General features: G+C 61.1%; 18 protein-coding genes. 13 read left to right on the forward strand and 5 right to left on the reverse strand.

The window, feature by feature from the left end:
- Positions 1-131 precede the first annotated feature (131 nt).
- The 3 genes from J2Z31_RS07180 to J2Z31_RS07190 all read right to left on the reverse strand — a co-directional run bounded on the left by J2Z31_RS07180 (position 132) and on the right by J2Z31_RS07190 (position 2,968).
- Positions 132-1,463, reverse strand: a complete 1,332-nt coding sequence (locus tag J2Z31_RS07180; RefSeq protein ID WP_209601231.1) for a L,D-transpeptidase family protein — start codon at positions 1,461-1,463, stop codon at positions 132-134.
- Between the two features lie 415 nt (positions 1,464-1,878).
- On the reverse strand, positions 1,879-2,400 hold the full coding sequence (gene ldtR / locus J2Z31_RS07185) for a transcriptional regulator LdtR (protein WP_209601232.1): 522 nt from the start codon (positions 2,398-2,400) through the stop codon (positions 1,879-1,881).
- Between the two features lie 130 nt (positions 2,401-2,530).
- Positions 2,531-2,968 (reverse strand): DUF6163 family protein, encoded by a 438-nt coding sequence (locus J2Z31_RS07190; RefSeq protein ID WP_209601233.1) that lies wholly within the window; start codon positions 2,966-2,968, stop codon positions 2,531-2,533.
- 179 nt (positions 2,969-3,147) lie between these two features.
- On the opposite strand from J2Z31_RS07190, the gene hemB reads away from it, so the two are divergent.
- The 4 genes from hemB (at position 3,148) to J2Z31_RS07210 (ending at position 6,473) form a co-directional block, all read left to right on the forward strand.
- Entirely contained in the window at positions 3,148-4,161 is a 1,014-nt protein-coding gene (gene hemB / locus J2Z31_RS07195; protein WP_209601234.1) for a porphobilinogen synthase, read from the forward strand.
- A gap of 68 nt (positions 4,162-4,229) precedes the next feature.
- On the forward strand, positions 4,230-4,694 hold the full coding sequence (locus J2Z31_RS07200; RefSeq protein ID WP_209601235.1) for an RDD family protein: 465 nt from the start codon (positions 4,230-4,232) through the stop codon (positions 4,692-4,694).
- 102 nt (positions 4,695-4,796) lie between these two features.
- Positions 4,797-5,576, forward strand: a complete 780-nt coding sequence (locus J2Z31_RS07205) for an arginyltransferase (protein ID WP_209601236.1) — start codon at positions 4,797-4,799, stop codon at positions 5,574-5,576.
- Positions 5,577-5,579: 3 nt separating this feature from the next.
- Positions 5,580-6,473: a DMT family transporter gene (locus J2Z31_RS07210; protein WP_209601237.1), complete on the forward strand. Its 894-nt coding sequence runs from the start codon at positions 5,580-5,582 to the stop codon at positions 6,471-6,473.
- Positions 6,474-6,583: 110 nt separating this feature from the next.
- On the opposite strand, the gene J2Z31_RS07215 is transcribed toward J2Z31_RS07210, so the two are convergent.
- Both J2Z31_RS07215 and parC read right to left on the reverse strand, forming a co-directional pair.
- The gene (locus J2Z31_RS07215) at positions 6,584-6,913 is read right to left on the reverse strand and encodes an ArsR/SmtB family transcription factor (RefSeq protein ID WP_209601238.1); all 330 of its coding nucleotides are present in this window, start codon (positions 6,911-6,913) and stop codon (positions 6,584-6,586) included.
- Between the two features lie 264 nt (positions 6,914-7,177).
- Entirely contained in the window at positions 7,178-9,454 is a 2,277-nt protein-coding gene (gene parC / locus J2Z31_RS07220) for a DNA topoisomerase IV subunit A (RefSeq protein ID WP_209601239.1), read from the reverse strand.
- A gap of 372 nt (positions 9,455-9,826) precedes the next feature.
- On the opposite strand from parC, the gene J2Z31_RS07225 reads away from it, so the two are divergent.
- From J2Z31_RS07225 to J2Z31_RS07265, 9 genes are all read left to right on the forward strand, one after another.
- Entirely contained in the window at positions 9,827-11,023 is a 1,197-nt protein-coding gene (locus tag J2Z31_RS07225; RefSeq protein ID WP_209601240.1) for an AsmA family protein, read from the forward strand.
- Between the two features lie 197 nt (positions 11,024-11,220).
- On the forward strand, positions 11,221-11,445 hold the full coding sequence (locus tag J2Z31_RS07230; RefSeq protein ID WP_209601241.1) for a hypothetical protein: 225 nt from the start codon (positions 11,221-11,223) through the stop codon (positions 11,443-11,445).
- Between the two features lie 125 nt (positions 11,446-11,570).
- Positions 11,571-13,199 carry a chaperonin GroEL gene (gene groL / locus J2Z31_RS07235; protein ID WP_209601242.1) on the forward strand — a complete coding sequence of 543 codons (1,629 nt, stop codon included), beginning with the start codon at positions 11,571-11,573 and terminating at the stop codon, positions 13,197-13,199.
- A gap of 249 nt (positions 13,200-13,448) precedes the next feature.
- Positions 13,449-14,375: an ArsR/SmtB family transcription factor gene (locus tag J2Z31_RS07240; protein WP_209601243.1), complete on the forward strand. Its 927-nt coding sequence runs from the start codon at positions 13,449-13,451 to the stop codon at positions 14,373-14,375.
- Between the two features lie 105 nt (positions 14,376-14,480).
- The gene (arfA, locus tag J2Z31_RS07245; RefSeq protein WP_209601244.1) at positions 14,481-15,992 is read left to right on the forward strand and encodes an arabinosylfuranosidase ArfA; all 1,512 of its coding nucleotides are present in this window, start codon (positions 14,481-14,483) and stop codon (positions 15,990-15,992) included.
- 107 nt (positions 15,993-16,099) lie between these two features.
- Positions 16,100-17,200: an ABC transporter ATP-binding protein gene (locus J2Z31_RS07250; RefSeq protein WP_209601245.1), complete on the forward strand. Its 1,101-nt coding sequence runs from the start codon at positions 16,100-16,102 to the stop codon at positions 17,198-17,200.
- The gene (locus tag J2Z31_RS07255) at positions 17,193-18,128 is read left to right on the forward strand and encodes a carbohydrate ABC transporter permease (protein ID WP_209601246.1); all 936 of its coding nucleotides are present in this window, start codon (positions 17,193-17,195) and stop codon (positions 18,126-18,128) included. The genes J2Z31_RS07250 and J2Z31_RS07255 overlap by 8 nt, the downstream gene beginning before the upstream one ends.
- On the forward strand, positions 18,125-18,973 hold the full coding sequence (locus tag J2Z31_RS07260; RefSeq protein WP_209601247.1) for a carbohydrate ABC transporter permease: 849 nt from the start codon (positions 18,125-18,127) through the stop codon (positions 18,971-18,973). The genes J2Z31_RS07255 and J2Z31_RS07260 overlap by 4 nt, the downstream gene beginning before the upstream one ends.
- A gap of 83 nt (positions 18,974-19,056) precedes the next feature.
- The gene (locus J2Z31_RS07265; protein ID WP_209601248.1) at positions 19,057-20,382 is read left to right on the forward strand and encodes an extracellular solute-binding protein; all 1,326 of its coding nucleotides are present in this window, start codon (positions 19,057-19,059) and stop codon (positions 20,380-20,382) included.
- The last annotated feature ends 123 nt before the right edge of the window (positions 20,383-20,505 follow it).

Here is a 20,505-nt window from a genome sequence, read left to right on the forward strand (position 1 = left end):
GCAATATCCGCTATGCGGATTGCGCCATTTCCACCATCCGCCGCGCCCAAATACCGCGTCCGTCGGATTCAGCAAAAAGCCGCGCATTCCGGGGAATGCGCGGCCTTGGATCAAGCGATCCGGTTCTTTGCTTATTGCGGCAGAGCATCCGCGTCGATGGGGCCGGCCGATTGCTCGATCCCGGTCGTCGTTTGCAGCGCGAGCTCCGCCGCGCCGTCGCGCTGGTAGATGTCGTCGCGGAACTGGACGACGCGGTCCTTTGCCGACCAGGCCGTGATATAGGTGAAATAGACCGGGACCTCTTCGGCAAGCTTGATCGGCGTATTTACGCCAGACCTGATCGTCGCCTCGATCTGCTGGCGCGACCACCCCGGGGTTTCCTTGAGCAGCCAGGTCGAGAGGTCGCGGACGTTCTGCACGCGCACGCAGCCCGAGGATTCGAAGCGCATCAGCTTGTTGAACAGACCCTGCTGCGGCGTGTCGTGCATATAGACCGCGTGCTCGTTGTGAAAGTTGATCTTCGTCGAGGACATGGCATTGATCTTGCCGGGGTCCTGCCGGAACATCAGGTTCGGCGCCTTTTCGGCGTTCCAGTCCACCGTCTCCGGCGACACTTCGTTACCGCTGGCGTCGAAGAGGCGGATGGCATTGCGCTCGAGATAGGTCGGATCCTTGCGCATCAGCGGCATGATGTCCTTCTGGACGATCGAGCGCGGCGCGGTCCAGTAGGGGTTGAGGATGACCTCGTAGATCTTCGAGTTGAGGATCGGCGATTGGCGATCGATCTTGCCGACGACGGCAGTGTGGCGCAGCACGACGCGGCCATTCTCGACTGCCTCGATATAGGCAGCGGGAATATTGACCATGACGTAGCGCCGGCCGAGATCGCCCGACATCGACTGCAGCCGCACGAGATTGGTTTCGAGCTGCGCCAGCCGGGTGTTGGCGTCGACGTTTAGCGCCTTCAGCGTGAACTCGCCGATGACGCCGTCCGCTGGCAATCCGTGGCGCGCCTGGAACCGCTTGACCGCACCGTCGACATAGGAGTCGAAGGAGGAGGAAATGCCCGCCGCCCGCGGAAGGTCGCCAGACACCATCAGGCGCTGACGCAATTGCTGGACGGATGGGTCGTTGACGCCAAGTTCCAACTTCACCGTCGACGGTGGCGATACCATCGGCCAGCCGCCGGCGGCGACGATCTGCTGATAATCGAAGATCGCCTGCTGAACATGCGCGATCGTTTCGGGACCGAAGACCGGCGTGTTGGAGAGGACGGCCGTTGCGGTGCGCGAGGCCTTGGCGTCGAACTGGTCGTCCCAGGAACCGCGGCGCGGCGAATTGATGAGCTCGTCCAGCGCCGTCTGCGCATAGGCAGACCCGGCCCATGCCGCGGCACCGAAGGTTGCGGCCGAGCGCATAAATGCGCGACGCGAGTAAGCATCAATACCGTTTTTCTTTGCCATAGTCCCTACCATTTGAAAGCGCCGAAACGCGCTGCCCCGAACGCTGCAGCGACGCGCGTCCTTCAGACCCGCAAAGATCGCTGCAACCCTTGTGCATGGTCTTTGTCCTTAAATCGAGACCGATTTAAGGACACATGCAGTAGCACGAACATGGTTAACAAACGTTAACCCCAGCCGCCGAATTTCCCTCACGATCATACGCGCGAGAGCCGCAACAGCGAGAATCGCAGTCGCAAACGGGCACCTGCCGCGCGCTCGCGTCGCTGTCATAGCAATATGGCCAATTCGTGTCTCAGCTCGGGCTCGTATCGGCGACGGGGAATGTCGGACAACAACTGCACCGCGCAAAATGCTCAAAGGCCGGACACGCAGGGATTGCGCCCGGCCCTTGATTCTGGAGGAAAATCCATCCCGATCAGAGCCGATACATGATGCTGTCGTTCCAGAAACGGTCGAGGCGCTGCAAGAGCTTGTTCATCTGCGTGAACTCCTCCGAGCCGATGCCGCCAACCTTGTCGATCGAGCCGATGTGGCGCTCATAGAGCTTGGCGACGGTCTCGGCGATCTCCTGGCCTTCTTCGGTCAGGCTAATGCGCACCGAGCGCCGGTCGACACGGGAGCGCTGGTGGTTGATCAGCCCGAGATCGACGAGTTTCTTGACGTTGTAGGAAACGTTCGATCCAAGATAATAGCCACGGGAGCGAAGCTCGCCGGCGGTCAGTTCGGAGTTGCCGATGTTGAAGAGCAGGAGCGCCTGGACCGCATTCACGTCGCTGCGCCCCTGGCGGTCGAACTCGTCCTTGATGACGTCGAGCAAGCGGCGATGCAGGCGCTCGACCAGGTGCAGGGATTCGAGGTAGAGACCACGGATCGCTTCTTCCTGGGGGTTTCTTTGAGCGATGGGCGCAGCGGCCTGCGGCTTCATTTTCGTGTTCATTTTCGTGCCTCACTGTTTCGTTTGGCGGTGTCTGTTTGTCTTCCCGCCTTGAGTGAGACCCTATCGAATACGTATAAAATTCTACTTAAACCGCAGCCTTAACATGTACTTACCATCGGCGGAGCCTGTCTCAGGGTGAATCAACCCTTACCTTGCGAGCCCGGCGCAGCCGCTGGAAAAAGAGTACGGCCCGGAAGAGAACAAAGGTGACGGCGACAGCCCCGTGCAGCACGAACAAGAGCGGGCGGGTGCCGAAAATGCCCGGATAGAATTCGTACATGGCGATCTCGATCCCCGCCGCAACGACCCAGACCACTGGTCCCCAGGAGACGAGCAGCCAGAGACCGATCGCTGCAACCGGATAGACGACGGCAAGGGCGGTCGCGGCCGCACGCCACTGCGGCGGCAAAAGGTCAAAGCGGCCGGCGCCGCCATGGGAAAAGCCGATCAGCATCGCCCAGTATTCGAGCGCGAACCAGAAGCAGGAGACGGAGACCAGCCGCAGGAACCAGCCGAAGAGAATTTCGGCAAGCGACGGCTTCGGCACATGCTGAGAATCATGAAGCATGCGCGGCAAAATAGGCCGAGCGCCGGCGAAGCACCAGCGCGAAGGACGGGAAGGCGGTCCCGGTCACACGTCTGCGGACTGAAAATGACGTAGCCGGGACCTCGGCAATGCGGTTTTCAAGGCGGTGGAGTGCGTGATAAACCGCGTTCACTACGCGGATGAAGAAGGATGCAGGCGCGATGAACGACAGGACAAACCTTGTGGACAGGATCACCGGGCACCGCCGCATGCGCCGCAACCGCAAGGCGGAGTGGACCCGACGGCTGGTGCAGGAAAACCGCCTCACCGTCGACGATCTCATCTGGCCGATTTTCATCGTCCCCGGCAGCGGCATCGTCCAGCCGATCGACGCGATGCCCGGCGTCAACCGCATGAGCGTCGACAAGGCGGTCGAAGCGGTGAAGCAGGCGGCCGATCTCGGCATTCCGGCCGTCGCCACCTTTCCCAACATCGACATGGCGCTGCGCGACGAGGCGGGATCGAACAGCCTTGCGCCCGACAATCTCATCAACCAGGCAACCCGGGCAATCAAGAAAGCCGTGCCGAATATCGGCGTCATCACCGATGTGGCGCTCGACCCCTTTACCAGCCACGGCCATGACGGAATCTTGCGCGACGGCGAGATCGTCAATGACGAGACGGTCGAGGCGATCGCCAGGGCCGCGGTGATCCAGGCGAATGCCGGGTCCGACATCATCGCGCCGTCCGAGATGATGGACGGGCGAATCGGCGCGATCCGCGAGGCGCTCGATGCGAGCGGTCACCAAAATGTCGGCATCATGTCCTACGCGACGAAGTTCGCTTCGGCCTTCTACGGCCCCTATCGCGAGGCGATCGGCACCGGCGGGCTGCTCAAGGGCGACAAGAAGACCTATTACATCGACCCTGCCAACGGCACCGAGGCGATTCGCGACGCCGCGCTCGACGTCGAGGAAGGTGCCGACATGCTGATGGTGAAGCCGGGTCTTGCCTATCTCGACATTTGCTGGCGCATGAAAGAGGCCTTCGGCCTGCCGGTCTTCGCCTACCAGGTGTCTGGGGAGTATACGCAAATAAAGGCGGCAGCCGCCAATGGATGGATCGACGGAGAGCGGGTGATGCTCGAGACCCTTCTCGCATTCAAACGCGCGGGCTGTGACGGCATTCTCAGCTATTTCGCCGTCGAGGCGGCGAAGATTCTGGCAAAGAGGTGACTATCAGGGCAGCATTGCATTGGCGGTTTCGTTCCCCATATGTGATCGAAATGAATGCGAGGACGCCGATGAGCATGCACGACCAAGAATTCCGACTTCCGAGCCAGGACTGGCGCGCCTACCAGGGTGTGCTGTCGCGACGGGTGTTTGCCTTCATTCTCGATTACGCGATCGTTGCGCTTCTCTGGATTCCGGCAGCAGTGGTCGTCTTTTTTCTCGGCATTCTAACGCTGGGCCTCGGTTTCTTCCTGTATCCGATCCTCTTCGCGCTAATCGCGATGCTTTATTTCGGACTGACGGTCGGCGGCCGGGACCAGGCCTCGCCGGGGATGAAGCTCATGGGCCTGGCAATCGCTCGCACGGACGGGCGGCCCATGGATTTCCTGACCGCCATCGTTCACCTGGCGATTTTCTGGATCGCCAATGCCCTGCTGACGCCGCTGATCCTGTTGATCGGGCTTTTCACCGATCGCGGCAGGCTGCTGCATGACCTGCTGATCGGCACGGTCGCCGTCCGGCGGAACATGTTCTGATCGCGTTGGCAACAGCCCCCTCGAACGAGTGTGTTGACGTTTTCCATTCTTCGGCCATGCTATGGAAATGAGCAGCCGCACCAAGAGTGATCCCCACGCTCGATGAACACGCAGACCGCACCGTCTCCTCAATTCTACCTGACTGCGCCGGCAGCCTGCCCATATCTGCCGAACGAAATGGAGCGGAAGGTCTTCACCCACATGGTGGGGGAGCGAGCTCCCGAGCTCAATGACCTGCTGACACAAGGGGGCTTCCGCCGCTCGCAGAACATCGCCTACCGCCCGGCTTGCGAGACCTGTCGCGCCTGCGTCTCGGTGCGCATCCTCGCGGACGAGTTCGCGCCGACGCGTTCGATGCGGCGTGTGCTGTTGACCAATCGTGACGTGGTTTCCGCCGAATATCCGGCCGAACCGTCGAGCGAGCAATACAATCTTTTCCGCCGTTATCTTGACCGCCGCCACCAGAAGGGCGGCATGTCCGACATGTCCGTGCTCGATTACGCGATGATGGTGGAGGATACGCACGTCCATACACGGATCATCGAATACCGACTGAGAGTCGAGGGCGACGGAATCAGCGGCAAGGCCAAAGGCCCCCTTGTCGCCACCGCGTTGACCGACCGGATGTGCGACGGCCTGTCGATGGTCTATTCGTTCTTCGATCCGGCGCTCTCGAACCGATCGCTCGGCACTTTCATGATCCTTGACCATATCCGAAGGGTTAAGGAGCGCGGCCTGCCCCACGTCTATCTCGGCTACTGGGTCAAGGGCTCGCGCAAGATGGGGTACAAAACAAAGTTTTTGCCGCAGGAGCACCTTATGGCTCGCGGCTGGGAGCGTTATGCTGGCGATCCCGATTCCAAAGAAGCCCCCACGGACTGACCCTTGCTCCCATCGTCTGACGCAGCGCGGCATCGGCGCGGCCTTGCCATCACCGGCCTCGGCGGCCTTGCGCTTTCCTTCGATATTCCGCTGATCCGTTCGGCGAATGGGGAGGTGTGGTCGCTGCTCGCCTTGCGCAGCCTGTCGACCTTCGCCGTTGCGATTCTCGCCTGGTTCATCATCAATAGACTGCTCCGCCGACCAATCGCGCTGATCCCAGGCTGGGCCGGTCTCGTCGCCGGCCTTTTCTACGGCATCAATTCCTTCACCTTCCTGCTCGCAGTCTTCAACACGTCGACCGCGAACGTCGTCTTCATTCTCGCCTTCACGTCGATGTTCGCAGCAGTCCTGGCCTGGGTGTTCCTGAAGGAGCGCCCTTCCCGTGCCACGCTGCTCACGATGACGGCGATGATCTTCGGTGTCGGAGTGATCGTCAGCGACAGCCTGGAAAGCGGCCATCTCTTCGGCGACGCGATGGCCGCTTGCTCAGCCTTCCTACTGGCGAGTGCGATTACCGTCAGCCGTGCGAGCGGCCGGGACATGGCGCTGGTACCGTTGACGACCGCAATCTTTCCGGCCATGGCGGCGCTGATGCTGCTGCCCCCTGGCGGCATCGCCGTAGCCGAGGCCGGCTATATTCTCTTCAATGGACTGGTGGTGATCCCCCTCGCCTTCTTCTGCCTGGCGACAGGCCCGCGCTTCCTCTCGGCGCCGGAAGTGGGCATGTTCTATCTCCTCGAGACCATTCTCGCGCCGATCTGGGTCTGGATCGTCTTTTCCGAGGCGCCAACGACCCGGACGCTCCTCGGCGGCGCAATCCTGATCCTCGCCCTCGTCGGCCATTCCTTGTGGCAGATGCGCGCTACTGCACGTCTCCTTAGAGCCCTTCCTGGCTAAGAGCCTTTCCGGGTTAAATGGAATTCTGCCGGAGCGTCTGACAAGACGCGCTGTAGGGAGGGCGAAGTCAGGACTTCCCTGCGCATCAAATGCCGTTTGCGGGATGATCATTACTGCGCGCCATTGGGGGCGCCGGCCGACGGTTCCTCCTGCATCTGCGAGCGCATCGCCCAGAGTTCGCGGTTGGTGTTGATCCAATCGGCTGCGATTTCCAGCGGCGCGGGGTTGGCCGCGACCAGTTCCCTTTCCCCTTGTCGGCGTCGGGAGACCAGTCCCGCCTCCTCGAGGATCACAATATGCCTTGATAGCTCGTCGCGCCGAACGCCAACTGCCATGGCAATGTCCGCGGCGGCAGTTTCACCGGCAAGCAACACTTCGAATATGCGACGGCGCGTGGAATCGGCGAGCGCCAGCAAGGTGTCGTCGAGATCCGAAATCATCGCTTTCCTCTCTCGGGCACTGGATCCCTGAAATCACAGCAGATTTCCAGGAACCGGTGGGTCAAAGAGAGCGCCCTCACCACGAGATCTGCCTCGCAAAGAAGAGGGCGCCGCTGTTCAAGATGATGCGACGACTACAGCGCCGCGCGTCTCATCAAACGCGCAAAGGTCGCTGTAGCACTTTCAATTGCTGCATGTCTTGTCCCACAAGTCGAGGTCGATTTAAGGAAACATGCACTGATTTCAAGGTGCCAAATCTTGCAGTCAGCCGTTGAACCGGCCGCTGCGCGGGAAGCCCTTCGGCACGAGACGACCGGCGCCGGCGCGGTCGGCGAGCCATTCGACCAGTTCTTCCCTGGTCTTGGTGAAGACGCGGCCTGCACTGTCTTCCCAGGTAAGGCCGTCGGCCATGGCGAAGCAGCGGATGTCGGAGATGCCGCCATCCTTGTAGCGCTGCAGCCGCACGCCCTTGCCGCGGGACATTTCTGGAATCTGCACCAGCGGGAAGACGAGCATCTTCCGATTTTCGCCAACGACCGCGACGTGGTCACCTTTGACCGCCACGACGAGCTTCGCCTCGTCGGGCATGGCGACGTTCATCACCTGCTTGCCCTTGCGGGTGTTGGCGACGATCTCGCTTTCGGTGACGATGAAGCCGTTGCCGGCAGCCGACGACATGATGAGCTTGCGCGCCGGGTCGTGCACGAGCGCGGTCAGCACATCCTGGTCGGTTTCCATGTCGACCATGATGCGCAGCGGTTCGCCATGGCCGCGCCCGCCCGGCAGCTTGTCACCGCCGAGCGTGTAGACCTTGCCGCCGGTGGTGAAAACAAGGATCTTGTCCGTCGTCTGGGCCGGAAAGGCGACCTTCAGGGCATCTCCCTCCTTGAATTGCAGCGAGGACGTGTCGGAGATGTGTCCCTTGAGGGCGCGAATCCACCCCTTTTCCGAAATGACGACGGTGATGGGTTCCTTCTCGATCATCGCCTGCTGGATGGCCTCGACATCGGCCTCCGGCGCATCGGCGAAGGTGCTGCGGCGCCTGCCAAGCTCGGTCGCTTTCGCGAACTTCTTCTTGACCTCGCCGATTTCCCAGGCGACGGCCTGCCATTGCTTTTCATCCGAGGCGAGCAGCGCCTCGATCTCGGCCTTTTCCTTGGAAAGGGCGTCGAATTCCGTGCGGATTTCGAATTCCTCGAGCTTGCGCAGGGAGCGGAGCCGCATATTGAGGATCGCTTCCGCCTGGACGTCCGTCAGTCCGAACCGCTCGATCATCACCGCCTTCGGCTCATCCTCCTCGCGGATAATGCGGATGACCTCGTCGATGTTGAGATAGGCTATGAGATAACCGCCAAGGATCTCCAGGCGCCGGTCGATGGCGGCAAGCCGGTGACGCGAGCGGCGCTGCAGCACCTCGCGGCGGTGCGCCAGCCATTCGCTCAATATCTCGTTGAGCGCCATGACGCGCGGCACCCGGCCCATGGACAGCACGTTCATGTTGAGCGAAATGCGGCTTTCGAGCTCCGTCAGCTTGAAGAGCGATTCCATCAGGATATTGGCGTCGACTGAACGGCTCTTCGGCACGAGCACAATCCGCACGTCCTCGGCGGACTCGTCGCGGATGTCCTCGAGCAGCGGCAGTTTGCGCGCAACGAGCAGTTCCGCGATCTTCTCGATCAGCCGCGCCTTTTGCACCTGGTAGGGAATTTCCGTCACGACGATCTGGTAGCCGCCGCGTCCCAGATCCTCCACACCCCAACGGGCGCGGACACGAAAGCCGCCGCGGCCCGTGCGGTAGGACTCGATCATGCTGGCGCGGCTTTCGACGATAATGCCGCCCGTCGGGAAGTCGGGTCCCTCGATGCCGCCGCGCTCGGGATTGGCCGGATCGAACAGCAGATCCTCCACCGTCGCACCCGGGTGGCGGATGAGATGGAGCGCCGCATCGCAAAGCTCGTGCGCGTTGTGCGGCGGAATCGACGTCGCCATGCCGACGGCGATGCCGGAAGCGCCGTTGGCGAGCAGGTTCGGAAAGGCGCCTGGAAGGACCGTCGGCTCCTGGTCCTCCTCGTTGTAGGTGGGACGGAAATCGACGGCATCCTGGTCGATACCCTCCAGGAGGAGGGCTGCGACCTCGGTCATCTTCGCTTCGGTGTAACGGTAGGCGGCGGCGTTGTCGCCGTCGATGTTGCCGAAGTTTCCCTGCCCGTCGACAACCGGGTAGCGCTGGGAGAAGTCCTGCGCGAGGCGCACCAGCGCATCATAGACGGACTGATCGCCATGCGGATGGAACTTGCCGATGACGTCGCCGACGATGCGCGCGCATTTCTTGAACGAGGTATTCGGCCGCAATCCCATCTCGCTCATGGCGTGGATGATGCGCCGATGCACGGGCTTCAGGCCGTCGCGCACATCCGGCAGCGCACGATGCATGATGGTTGACAGCGCGTAGGCGAGATAACGCTCTTCCAGCGCCGCCTTGAGGTCAACCGGCTGAATGTTGTCGTCCCCGCCCCCAGGCGGCAAAAGGCTTTGTCCCATGCCCCTTGCTAGCGCAACCGGCCTGCAACGGCAAGAATTCAAGGGCGTCGTGCTGTGGAGAACCGGCGTCCGGCCAACACCGGATCGTCGCAGATAACCATCCGGAAAGCATGATCCCGTGGGAACAGGAGCGTTCTTCGATGGCGATATTAATTTGCACCGTTTCGTATTAGGGTCGAAGGCGTTGATTTGGCCGATTGGGGACTGAGGGTATTACGTGCAGGAAACCGCGCTCAATGCAGGCAGTGGATGCCGCCGCATGGCTGCGCTTGGCTGCAGCAATTGACGGCTCCCGCGAAGATCGCTCAGATAGCAACGGACGACTCCGGAAACGACTTCAAAACCAATCCTGATTTTTCAAAGGGAATTCACATGATGCATGCGCGCAAGATCCGCGTGATGATGATGGCCAGCGCCGCCTTCCTCACGCTTGCTGGCCCGGCTTTCGCCGTGGACGGCGCGGACATGATGAAGAAGCTCAGCGCCGCTCTCGAACTCAATGGCTCTTCGCTGACTTTCGACAAGGTGGATGTCGACGGCGACACGGTGACGGCAACCGGCGTAAAGCTGCAGGTGGCGACGCAACCCGGAGAATCACTCGCAATCGGCGAAGTGACGTTCGAAGGCGTCGAGGAAAAGGATGATGGCGGCTATTACGCCGAAACGGTTTCCTTCCCCAATGTCGACGTGAGCCAAGGAGAGGACAGCGTCTCGATCAAGGACATCGCCATCGGCGGCCTCTCGATACCCGGCAATCCCTCCGGCGACACGATCGACAGCATACTGCTCTATGAATCCTTCGGCTCCGGCCCGATGGAACTCAAGGTGAAAGGCGAGGAAGTCTTCAGCATCGCGAGTGTTGAGAGCAGCCTCACCCGGCAGGAGAACGACGCCGGATTCGACTTCGACGCAACCGTGGCCGGCATGAAGGCCGACCTCTCCAATATCGAGGATGCCAAGACCAAGGAAGCGATCGACAAGCTTGGACTGACGCAACTCGACGGTCAGGCGACGATGAAGGGCAGTTGGGAACTCGAGAGCGGCAAGCTGGCGCTCGAGGAATATGCCATCGATTTCAAGGATATCGGCCGGCTGAACATCGCCTTGGACTTTTCCGGCTACACGCTTCAGTTCCTGAAGTCACTGCAGGAAGCGGCAAAGGCCGCGGAAGCCAACCCGAACAAGGAAGAGGCGGACCAGGCGATGGGGCTGGCCATGCTCGGCCTGATGCAGCAATTGACCTTCAACAGCGCCTCGATCCGCTTCGACGACGCCTCGATAACCAGGAAGGCGCTCGACTATGCCGGCAGCCAGCAGGGCGTTAGCGGCGAGCAGCTGGCGCAGTCGCTGAAGGCGATGGTGCCGATCATGATGGCCCAGCTCAATGTCCCGGAACTGCAGAAGCAGGTGACCGAAGCGGTCAACGCCTATCTGGACAGCCCGAAGAGCCTGACAATCCGCGCCGAGCCGGCAAACCCAGTGCCCTTCCCGATGATCATGGGTGCCGCCATGGGCGCGCCGAACACAATCCCCTCGGTTCTCGGCGTCAAGGTGACGGCGAACGACTGACGCACGCGCTAAGGCTGCACAAGGCGCTACCGTCGGCGCCACAGACACTTTCGAAGCCCGGCCCCCGCGCCGGGCTTTTTTCGGCCACGTGGTTCGATGCTATCATGCTGCGCTTGATCGGTGGAGGCGACCGCCTATGTATGTCTGGGGTTGCCGACAGTCGTAATTGCCGACCGATGAAACGGAAGGAGTACGCCATGGGACTGAAGCAGTCGGATATCACCGCGATCCTCGGCCCGGTCGACGAGACTCTGATGGCCGAACTTCTTGCAACCGGCGCGACCGCAAGCGAGCTTGCCGAAGCAATCGCCTGGGTCAACAATGACGAGGCTTTGATCGGCGAGGGCCGACATCTTCCAGCCGGCCGCGTCGCGGCCCTGATCGACATTCTGACGCCGGACGACGACGAGGAGCTGGGGTAGCGCAATCCGCGGCAAGCCATGGTCACTTTCGGGGTGGCGGCAGATAGCCCGCAGGTCAAGGAATATCCGGCTGAACGACGCCGGATTTGGAGGAGTGGCAAGGTTTCCGTGTTGAGGAGGCGCAGATGGCTGCCAAGGACGTCAAGTTCAATACCGATGCCCGCGATCGTATGCTGCGTGGGGTGGATATAATGGCCAATGCCGTTCGGGTGACGCTCGGGCCCAAGGGACGCAACGTGGTGATCGAAAAGTCCTTCGGTGCGCCGCGTATCACCAAGGATGGCGTTTCCGTCGCAAAGGAAATCGAGCTCGAGGACAAGTTCGAGAACATGGGCGCGCAGATGTTGCGCGAGGTCGCCTCCCGCACCAGCGACGTTGCCGGTGACGGAACGACGACCGCAACGGTGCTGGCGCAGGCAATCGTCCGCGAGGGCGCTAAGGCCGTCGCCGCCGGCATGAACCCGATGGACCTCAAGCGCGGCATAGATCTCGCCGTCGACGCGATTGTCAAGGAGCTGAAGGCCAATGCCCGCAAGGTCTCGAAGAACGAGGAGATCGCCCAGGTCGGCACCATCTCGGCCAATGGCGACGCGGAGATCGGCCGCTATCTCGCCGAGGCCATGGAGAAGGTCGGCAATGAAGGGGTGATCACTGTCGAGGAAGCGAAGACCGCCGAGATCGAGCTCGAAGTGGTCGAGGGCATGCAATTCGACCGCGGTTATCTCTCCCCCTATTTCATCACCAACCAGGACAAGATGCGGGCGGAACTCGAGGACTGCTATATCCTCATCCATGAGAAGAAGCTCTCCAACCTGCAGGCGATGATCCCCATGCTGGAAACGGTCATCCAGGCAAGCAAACCGCTCTTGATCATCGCCGAGGACGTCGAGGGCGAGGCGCTCGCCACCCTCGTCGTCAACAAGCTCCGCGGCGGGCTGAAGATCGCCGCCGTCAAGGCGCCCGGCTTCGGCGACCGCCGCAAGGCGATGCTGGAAGACATCGCCATCCTGACCGGCGGCACCGTCGTTTCCGAGGATCTCGGCATTAAGCTCGAGAACGTCTCGGCGGACATGCTCGGACGCGCCAAGCGGGTCATGGTCGAAAAGGACGCAACCACCATCGTCGGCGGCGCAGGCGCCAAGGAGGACATCGAGGGGCGCGTCGCGCAGATCAAGGCCCAGATCGAAGACACCTCCTCCGACTACGACCGTGAGAAGCTGCAGGAGCGGCTCGCAAAGCTCGCCGGCGGTGTGGCGGTGATCCGGGTCGGCGGCTCGACCGAGGTCGAGGTCAAAGAGAAGAAGGACCGCGTCGACGATGCCTTGCACGCGACCCGCGCAGCGGTCGAGGAAGGCATTCTGCCGGGCGGCGGAGTCGCGTTGCTGCGTGTCGTCAAGGTGCTGGACGACGCGCCCACGGCCAATGACGACCAGCGCGTCGGTGTTGAAATCGTTCGCCGCGCCATCGAAGCTCCGGCCCGCCAGATCGCCGAGAATGCAGGCGCCGAGGGCTCGATCATCGTCGGTCGGTTGCGGGAGAAGTCGGATTTCGCCTATGGCTGGAACGCCCAGACTGGAGAGTTCGGCGATCTCTTCCAAATGGGCGTGATCGACCCGGCGAAGGTCGTGCGCGCCGCCCTGCAGGACGCCGCCTCCGTCGCCGGCCTGCTGGTGACGACGGAAGCGATGATCGCCGAGAAGCCGAAGAAGGAGAGCCAGCCGCCGATGCCGGCCGCTCCGGGCATGGACTTCTAAGAGGTGCACGATTTTCAAGCCAACTTCCGCGTAAACTTCTTAGAAGCGCCGACGCTTTGATTTGGTGATCGATCCGGCCGGAGATCATCTCGAGCTAAGGGCGGGCGGTTTCCGCCCGTCGGCACCTCCGCGATATCCGGCGCCGGGCTTCGCCAGAAGCCTTTGCTGCCCGAGCCCCCATGCACCCAATTGAATAAATCAGCTTCTTTGATATAGAGAGGGCGATCGCATCTACCCGACCGGAGTCCCATGAGCCGCAATTTTCTTGTCGTCGACCCGGAGGCAGGCATGCCCGTTCTAAAAGGGCTTGCCTCTCCGGCGAGGGTCTCCGTTTTGAAGCTCCTGCATGAGAAAGGGCCGCTGAACGTCAACGAGATCGCCGATATTCTCGATTTGCCGCAGTCGAGCGTCTCGACGAACGTCCAGATGCTGGAGGAAGCGGGGCTGATCCGTACGGAGACGCAGAGGGCGCGCAAGGGAAACCAGAAGCTTTGCCACAGCATTTATGACGAGGTTCTCGTCGTCTTCAAAAACGAAATCAAGGAAACCGAACCGGATGCAATCGAGGTCTCGATGCCACTCGGGCTCTATACGAGCTTCGAGGTAACCGCCCCTTGCGGACTTTGCTCGGTCGACGGCATCATCGGCCTGCTCGACGTGCCCGACACGTTCCTCGACCCTGACCGGATGAAGGCGGCGCTTATCTGGTTCACGCGCGGCTACGTCGAATACCAGTTTCCGAACAATGCCCGGCTGACGAATACCAGCGTTCGCGAAGTCGAATTCGTCATGGAACTGAGTTCGGAGGTGCCCGGAACCAGTGCTGACTGGCCCTCCGACATCACCGTCACGGTGAATGGCGTCGATATCGCGACCTGGACCTCACCGGGCGATTTCGGTGACAAACGCGGTGTTTACACGCCGGACTGGTGGAAACTCAAGGGCTCGCAATATGGCAAGCTCAAGAGCTTCCGGGTCAATGACGATGGCGCTTTCGTCGACGGCCTGCGCATCTCGAATGTGAGACTCGCAGACCTGAAGATCGAGGACCATCACTCGATCCGACTTCGCGTCAGCGTGCGCAACGACGCCCGCCATCCGGGAGGGATCAACATCTTCGGACGCGGGTTCGGCAACTACGACCAGGACATTCTGCTACGACTGAAAAGGCGCTGAGTTGCCGCCCTTGCAAAATCTGGCCACTTGACCGGCGATCCGGCTTCCGCTTTATTTATCCCAATTCGTGATATTAATCATGAAAATGGATAGTCGGAGGCAGCGATGAAGGCGACGGTAACGGCGCACAGCAAATACACGATCTCGGAGATCGATCCCCGCCTCTACGGCTCCTTCGTCGAACATCTGGGCCGCGCCGTCTATACCGGTATTTACGAGCCGCAGCATGCGACCGCCGATGAGAATGGCATGCGGCGGGACGTGATCGAACTCGTCAGGGAGCTGAACGTGCCGATCGTGCGCTATCCGGGCGGCAACTTCGTGTCAGCCTACAATTGGGAAGACGGCATCGGCCCGAAGGAGAGCCGGCCGACGCGCCTCGATCTTGCCTGGCACACCTCGGAAAGCAACCAGGTCGGCATTCATGAGTTCGCGGAATGGTGCGCCGCCGTCGACGCGGAGATGATGCTCGCCGTCAATCTCGGCTCGCGCGGACTCGATGAGGCCCGCAACTTCCTCGAATACGTCAACCATCCGGGCGGCAGCGAATGGAGCGACAAGCGCCGCGCCAACGGCCGTGCCGAACCCTGGAACGTGAAGGTCTGGTGTCTCGGCAACGAAATGGACGGACCCTGGCAGATCGGCCACAAGACCGCCGACGAGTATGGACGGCTCGCGCATGAGACCGCCAAAGCCATGCGTGCCTTCGACAATTCGCTCGAGCTCGTTGTCTGCGGCTCCTCCAACTCCCATATGCCGACCTATCCGGAATGGGAGGCGACCGTTCTCGAGCACACCTATAATGAGGTCGACTACATCTCGCTGCACATGTATTTCGAGAACCGCGCCAAGAACACGGCGAATTATCTCGCGCGCAGCATCGAGCTCGATAACTATATCCGCACGGTCGCCGGCGTCATCGCCTATATCAAGGCGAAAAAGCGCTCCAGCAAGGATGTCTTTATCTCTTTCGACGAGTGGAACGTCTGGTACCATTCCAAGGAGCGCGACAAGGCGACCCTTGCCGGCGCCCATGGCTGGCCTCATGCCCCTGCCCTGCTCGAGGACGACTACAACTTCGAGGATGTGCTTCAGGTCGGCTGCATCCTGAACACCTTCATCAACCGTGCCGATGTGGTGAAGATCGCCTGCCTGGCTCAGCTCGTGAACGTCATCGCCCCCATCATGACGGTGCCCGGCGGCCAGGCCTGGCGACAGACAATCTTCTACCCCTATTTTTTCGCCTCGGTCTACGGCCGCGGGACGGCGCTCAAGCTTCACGTCGAAAGCCCGAGCTACCCGGTCGACGGTATCGGCGAGGTCTCTTACCTCGACATCTCGGCCGTCCACGATGCGGGCAAGAGAACCGTCACCTTCTTCATCGTCAATCGGCACGGCACCGAAACGCTCGACCTCAACATCCGCCTTGAGGGGTTCGGCGCATTGACGCTCGCCGAGGACCAAGTACTCGCCCATTCCGACATCAACGTCACGAATACTGCCGAAAGCCCCAACAACGTGGTTCCCGGAAAGGGAGAAGGCGTTGAGCTTTCCGACGGAACGCTCGCCGCGGGGATGCAGCCCCTCTCCTACCGGATGATCCGACTGCAGGGGTAGCGCCTTTGGATCAGCGAACCAGATATATATCGGATTATCTTGACATTCAAAAAGTATGATTTAACGTCGTAGCGCAGGTTCGACGTGCCGCTGGGAGGAGCAGCCGGATGACCGCTCACATCGAGATCCTGAATGTCAGCAAGCGTTACGGTGCACTGACCGTGCTCGACGGCCTGTCGCTGTCGATCAAGGCCAATGAGTTCATGGTCTTCCTGGGACCTTCGGGCTGCGGCAAGTCAACATTGCTGCGCATGATCGCCGGCCTCGAAAGCGTCGACGAGGGTACGATCTCGATCAATGGCCAGCGCATTGACACCCTGCCCCCAGGCAAGCGCGACATCGCCATGGTGTTTCAAAGCTACGCGCTCTATCCGCACATGACGGTCGCCGACAACATGGCCTTCGGATTGCGTAACATCAACATGCCGGCCGATGTCATTTCCGCTCGTGTCGCGGAAGCCGCGCGCATGCTGGAAATTACCCATCTGCTTGAACGCAAGCCCGGCCAGCTGTCCGGCGGTCAGCGCCAGCGCGTGGCGATCGGCCGCGCCATTGTCAAGGAGCCGAAGGCGTTCCTCTTCGACGAGCCGCTCTCCAATCTCGACGCGGCGCTGCGGGTGCGCACCCGCGTCGAGCTCGCGCAGCTCCGCAACCGCGTCAGATCGACGATGGTTTTCGTCACCCACGATCAGATCGAGGCGATGACGCTCGCCGACCGCATCGTCGTCATGAACAATCGCAAGATCGAGCAGATCGGCACGCCCATGGAGATCTATTCGCAGCCGGCAAGCCGGTTCGTCGCAACCTTCGTCGGCTCGCCAACGATGAACTTCCTGCGCGTCAGCCTGTCGAACCAAAACGGCTTTGCAAGGGCAACGCTGCCGGACGGAACCGAGCTTCAGACCTCGATTCCACTCGAAAGCATCGACGGCAGCGAGCATTCGATCGGCATCCGCGCCGAAGCGATCAAACGCGCGAACGGCGCGGCGGCAACGACCACGGGCAAGGTCGACGTGGTCGAGCGGCTTGGCGACCGGACGTTGCTCTATACCCGCCTCAGGGAGGGAAGCATCATCGTCGCCGAGGACATCGGCAACAGCCGCGTGGCGATCGGCGACGAGATTGCGCTTTCGCTCGATGGCATGCGTGCCCACCTTTTCGACTCCTCCGGTCGCGCGTGGCATAATCAGGAGGCCAGCCATGGCTGAGGCGGCGATCCCCGGAAGCGGCTCGGCCGCCTCGGCGAGCGTCCGGCAGGCGGTACCGGACGTCAATGCACCGATCTGGCGCAATGCGCTTTTCGTCGCGCCGTACTTGTTCTTCTTCTTGACCTTGCTCGTCGTGCCACTCTTCTGGGGCGTGTGGCTCAGCCTCCACAAGGCCGATGCCTTCGGCATCGGGCGGTTCGTCGGCCTCGACAATTACTTCCGGCTCTTCCGGGACAAGATCTTCCTGCAGGTCATTGGCAATACCTTTTATTTCGTCTTGCTGACCGTTCCGGCGCTCGCCGTCATCGGCCTCTTGCTGGCGCTGGCGCTCAACCGCAACGCCAGAACGGCGGCGGCGCTTCGCGCGGTGTATTTCGCTTCATCGGTCCTTTCCGTCACGATCGTGACGCTGATTTGGCGCACCGTGTTCATCGGCAATTTCGGCCTGCTCGCAACGGTCTATGGCTGGTTCGGCGCGACCGCGCCAGCCTTCCTTTCGGATCCGAAACTGGCGATGATCGGGATTGCGATCGCGACCGTGTGGTGGTGCATCGGCCTGCCGATGATGCTGTTCCTCTCGGCACTGCAGCAGGTGCCTCGGGAGATCTACGAAGCCGCCTCGCTCGACAATGCGAGCCGCTGGGGCACCCTCTGGCACATCACCCTGCCGTCCATCCGGCGCACCTTCGTTCTGGTGATCATCATCGAAATCGTGCTGCAGTTTCAGCTTTTCGGGCAGGCGTGGCTGATGACGAAAGGCGGTCCGAACAACGCCTCAAAGCCGATCGTGCTCTACATCTACGAAGCCACCTTCATCAAATGGGATCTCGGCCTCGGCGCCGCGGCATCCGAAATCCTCTTCATTCTGATCATGATCGCAGCGCTGGCGCAGTACTTCATCTCGCGTCGAAAGGGAGAGGAAGGATGAGCTCCGTTTCTTCCGGTATGATCGGACGTTCGACCGGCGATCGCATCGTCCTGGCGCTCACGATCGGAATGGCGATCGTGATGATGGCGCCGATTGCCTGGGTCGTCGCGCTGTCGCTCAAGGACAACAAGGAACTGATGACGGATATGAATTCCGTCTTCCACGCGCCCTACACGATCCAGAACTATATCAACATCCTGGCAACGTCCTCGGTCTTCCGATGGATCCTGAACAGCGTGATCGTTTCCGGCGTCCTGACCATCCTGACGCTGGTTCTGTCATCGCTCGCAGGCTATGGCTTTGCGCGGCTGAACTTCCCCTTCCGCAATGCGCTGTTCGTGCTCGTGCTGCTCGGCCTTGCGGTCCCGGAACAGGCCGTGCTGATCGCCCGCCACCAGCTTTTCAGCTGGTTGAAGTTCCACAACACCTATCATGGGCTGATCCTGCCTGGTCTCGCAGCACCCTTCGGGGTGTTCCTTATGACGCAATATTTCCGCGCCATTCCCAGGGAGCTCGACGAGGCGGCACTGCTCGACAATGCCAGCCGCTTCAAGATCTTCTGGAAGGTGCTCCTGCCTCTGACGCTGCCCGCCCAGGCGACGCTCGGCATCTTCACCTTCCTGTCTTCCTGGAACGATTACTTCTGGCCGCTGATCTCCGGCACCAAGAAGGAAATGTACACACTGACCATCGGCATCGCCTCGACTCAGACAAACTTCGCGCAATCGGAGGGGCTTGGTTTCCTGATGTCGCAAGCCGTCTTCGCAGGCGCGCCGATCCTCATTCTCTACCTGTTCTTCCAGAAATACATCGTGACGGCCGTCTCCGGCGCCGCCGTGCGCTGAAGCAGCCCAGCGATGAACATCGGCAACCGGCTCTCGGGAGGAGAGCCATCAAGGGTCGACGACCCGACGAGGAGGAAATGGAAATGACCCTTACCCTGCGCAAATACATGCTGGCAGCAGCTTCGGTGCTCGCGCTTGCCGCAAGCACGCCCGCCATGGCGGCAACCGAGCTGACGGTGCAGCGTTTCTTCGGCGCCTGCGATGCGGAGTTCGGAACCAATACCGATGCCAGCAAGGCCGTCGGGGAATGCGGCATCATCACCTCTCTGATCAACAAGTTCAATGCCGACAACCCGGATGTGCAAGTGAGCGTCACCACGGTCGAGTGGCCGGGCTACGATCAGTTGACGGCGCAATTTGCGGCCGGCGACCCGCCGGACATCGTCACCATTCACCACTCCGTGCTCGGCGACTACCAGTCGAGGGGTCTGTTGATGCCGCTCGACGATCTCCTGAAATCGGTCGGCATATCACCTTCCGACTTCACCGATGCGAGCCTCAGCGGCGTCACCAAGGACGGCCAGATCTATGGTTTGCCGATCGACAACTGGACCATGCTGTTTCACATCAACATGGACCTGTTCAAGAAGGCCGGGCTCGTCAACGCCGATGGCACCCCGAAGCTGCCGACCAGCGTCGATGAACTGATGGCGCAGGCGAAAGAGTTCAAGGAAAAGACCGGCAAGCCCTATTTCGTGCAGAACCTCGCGAACGAAGTCGCGCTCTATACGCGCAACCTCTACACCTATCTCTTCCAGCAGGATTCCGATTTCTTCGCCGATCCGAAACAGGTGAAGCTCAATACGCCCGAGGCCAAAAAGGTCCTCGAAATGTACAAGGCCATCTACGACAACGACTACACGACCAAGGACATGGACTATGCCGCCGGCATCAATGCCTTTCTCGCGGGCGAAGGCGGCGTGCACCTCAACGGGACCTGGGTGATCGGCGATTATAACGCTTCCTCGGAAACGGCCGGAACTGCGCTCAATGCCGGCGGCTACGCCGTCTATCCCTATCCGCAGCTCTTCCCCGGCAAAAAGGCGCAATATGCCGACGGCCACAGCTGGGCGGTCTCGCAGAAGGACCGGACGCCGGAAGAGCAGGCGGCGATCGGCAAGTTCCTGAAATTCTTCAACGACAATGATTTCGAATGGTCACGCACCGGACATCTTCCGGCGGTGAAGGCAGTTCTGGACTCGGAGAAATTCAAAGCGCTGCCGCATCGCGACACGATCGCAGCGGTCGCCACACTCGGCACGCCCCTGCCCTCGGCCGTCCAGCGCCAGTTCGCCATTCAGGACATCATCGGTCAGGAAATGAATGCGGCGATCACCGGTCAAAAGGAGATCGACGCGGCGCTCACCGACATGGAGGCGCGCATCAACGAGTTGCTTGCGAATATCTAGGACATTCTGCCGTCGAAGGGATAGAGCGCGGCGCGGTGAGCGCATTCCGCTCTATCCCTCACATTCCGCGTCCTCTCTTACGCGCGCGTGGACGCGTGCAGCAGGAGCGGGATGAGGAGCTCT

The sequence above is a fragment of the Sinorhizobium kostiense genome (genome assembly GCF_017874595.1).
Lineage (GTDB): Bacteria > Pseudomonadota > Alphaproteobacteria > Rhizobiales > Rhizobiaceae > Sinorhizobium > Sinorhizobium kostiense.